A 2,294-nucleotide genomic window follows, 5' to 3' on the forward strand; every position below is an offset into this window, starting at 1 on the left:
CCGCGGGCGGCGGGCGGTCCGCAGCCGCGTGCTCAGACCCCGGCGCGCAGTGCGTCCAGCACCCGGCGCGCCGTCGCCGCGTCCCGTGCCGCCGTGAACGGCAGGTCGTTGCCTCCGGTGATGCGGTACCGGCCGCCGGAGAGCGTGGACTCGGTGCCGCCCGCCTCGGTGACCAGGAGCAGGCCGGCCGCGTGGTCCCACGCGAACTCCCAGTTGAAGGCGACGGCGTCCTGCGCCCCGCTGGCCACGGCGAGGTACTCCAGGCCCGCCGACCCGCACGCACGGGCGTCGATCCCCTCGGTGTGCAGGCCGAGCAGGGCCCGCTTCTGCGCGTCCGAGGTGTAGTCGGGGTGGGACATCGCCACCCTGAGGGCGGCGCCGGGCGCGGGCGACCCGCTCCGCAGCGGTGTGCCGTTGAGCGTGGCGCCCCGGCCCCGCACGGCGACGGCCCACTCGCCCAGTACGGGGGCATACGTCCACGAGGCGAGGACCTCCCCGTGGTGGGCGAGGGCCACCAGGGTGCAGAATCCGGGCTCCCCGTGGACGAACTGGCGGGTGCCGTCGACCGGATCGACGATCCACACGGGCGCGTCGCCGCCGAGCGCCTCGTACACCGCCGGGTCGGCGTGCACCGCCTCCTCGCCCACGACGACCGAACCGGGGAGCAGCTCGGTCAGGGACGCGGTGAGGTGCTCCTCGGCGAGCCGGTCGGCGGCGGTGACGAGGTCGTGGGGACCGCTCTTCTCGACGATCTCGTGCGCGGCGAGCTGCTGGTAGCGCGGCAGGATCTCGTCGGCGACGGCGGCTCGCACCGCCGCCCCGACCTGGGTCAGGTGCCCTGCGTTCTCGGCAAGGAAGTCATCGATCATTCCTCCAGCTAAGCACGGTCCGCCGTCCGGCCCGCGAGGGCCTGTCGCGGCCGAGGGCGCGCCCCGGCGCACCCGGGTGTCCTGCGCCGTGTGTCCTGCGCCACCGCGGGCGTGCGCCGCTCCGCCCTATTCCCGTTTCCGGGCATTTCATGCCCGGACGAGGTGGGTGAGGTCGGCGAAAGCCGGGGAACAAGGGCCGACAGACTAGAGGAGGTTGCGATGCACGGGAGAGATCTGGAACTGGGCGAGCTCCTGGCCGCCGCGGAGTCCGCGCCGCCCGGGGAGTCCGTAGGCGTCGTCGCGCACGACCTGCGCAAGCGCTTCGGTGCGGAGCGCGTGTCGTTCCTGTTCGCCGATCTCATGGGGCAGCGGCTGCTGCGCCTGACCGCACCCGCGGAGGGGGGCAGGACGGACGAAGCCGAGCAGACCCATCTGCGGGGCAGCGTCTACGACGACGTCCTTCGCAGCCAGCGCCTGCACGTGGAAGGCGACGGGCAGGGCGGGCGGCGGGTGATCGCCCCGGTGACCAACCGCGGTGACTGCATCGGTGTGCTGGAGGTGACACTCCAGTACGCCGACGAGCGGGTGCTGGGCCAGATCGCCGACGCGGCGCACGCGCTGGCCTACATCATCGTCACCGACCGCCGCTTCACCGACCTATACCACGCGGGCCGGCGCACCACCCGGACCAGCCTGGCCGCCGAGATCCAGCACCAGTTGCTGCCGTCGGCCCCCTGCTGCGAAGCTCCCCAGTTCACCCTCGCCGCGGGGCTGGTCCCTGCCGACGACATCGGTGGCGACACCTACGACTACACGCTCGACCGGGAGACACTGCACCTGTCCATCACGGACGCGATGGGCCACGACACCGAGTCCGCCCTGCTGGCCACCTTGGTCACGGGTGCCCTGCGCGGTGCCCGCCGCACCGGGTGCGACGCGCTCCACCAGGCCCACCGCGCCCACGAGGCCCTGTTGTCCCACAGCCGCGGGCTGGTCACCGGGCAGCTGCTGTGCGTCCGCCTGGAGACGGGCACCTGCGAGCTGGTCAACGCCGGCCACCCCTGGCCGCTGCGCCTGCGGGCGGGTGCCGCCGAGGCGGAGGAGGTCGAACTCGCCGTCAACCTGCCGCTCGGTGTGGCCGCGCCCACCTCGTATCAGCTGCAGGAGATACAGCTGGAGCCCGGCGACCGTCTGGTCCTGCTCACCGACGGCATGCAGGAACGTGGCGCCGCGGCCGTCGACCTGGCCTCCATCGTGCGCGACACCCGCGACTCGCACCCCCGGGAGGCCGTCCGCGCCCTGACGACGGCGGTGCTGAGTGCCTGCCGCGGAAATCTCAAGGACGACGCCACCGTCCTCATACTGGACTGGCACGGGGCCGCCGGGCGCGACGCCCGGCGCGCGCCCGCACCGCGGTGACCCCAC

General features: G+C 73.7%; 2 protein-coding genes. One reads left to right on the top strand and one right to left on the bottom strand.

Features of this window, described 5'->3' with window-relative positions:
- Positions 1 to 32: 32 nt before the first annotated feature.
- A complete protein-coding gene (locus tag ABZ371_RS31845; protein ID WP_358686251.1) occupies positions 33 to 869 on the bottom strand; it encodes an inositol monophosphatase family protein in 837 nt (278 codons plus the stop codon).
- Between the two features lie 219 nt (positions 870 to 1,088).
- On the opposite strand from ABZ371_RS31845, the gene ABZ371_RS31850 reads away from it, so the two are divergent.
- The gene (locus ABZ371_RS31850) at positions 1,089 to 2,288 is read left to right on the top strand and encodes a PP2C family protein-serine/threonine phosphatase (RefSeq protein ID WP_358686253.1); all 1,200 of its coding nucleotides are present in this window, start codon (positions 1,089 to 1,091) and stop codon (positions 2,286 to 2,288) included.
- Positions 2,289 to 2,294 lie beyond the last annotated feature (6 nt).

The organism is Streptomyces sp. NPDC005899, from assembly GCF_040629645.1.
Lineage (GTDB): Bacteria > Actinomycetota > Actinomycetes > Streptomycetales > Streptomycetaceae > Streptomyces.

Coding starts and splice junctions, on each gene's coding strand:
- ABZ371_RS31845 (WP_358686251.1), bottom strand. CDS start 869: ATGATCGATGACTTCCTTGCCGAGAACGCAGGGCACCTGACCCAGGTC.
- ABZ371_RS31850 (WP_358686253.1), top strand. CDS start 1,089: ATGCACGGGAGAGATCTGGAACTGGGCGAGCTCCTGGCCGCCGCGGAG.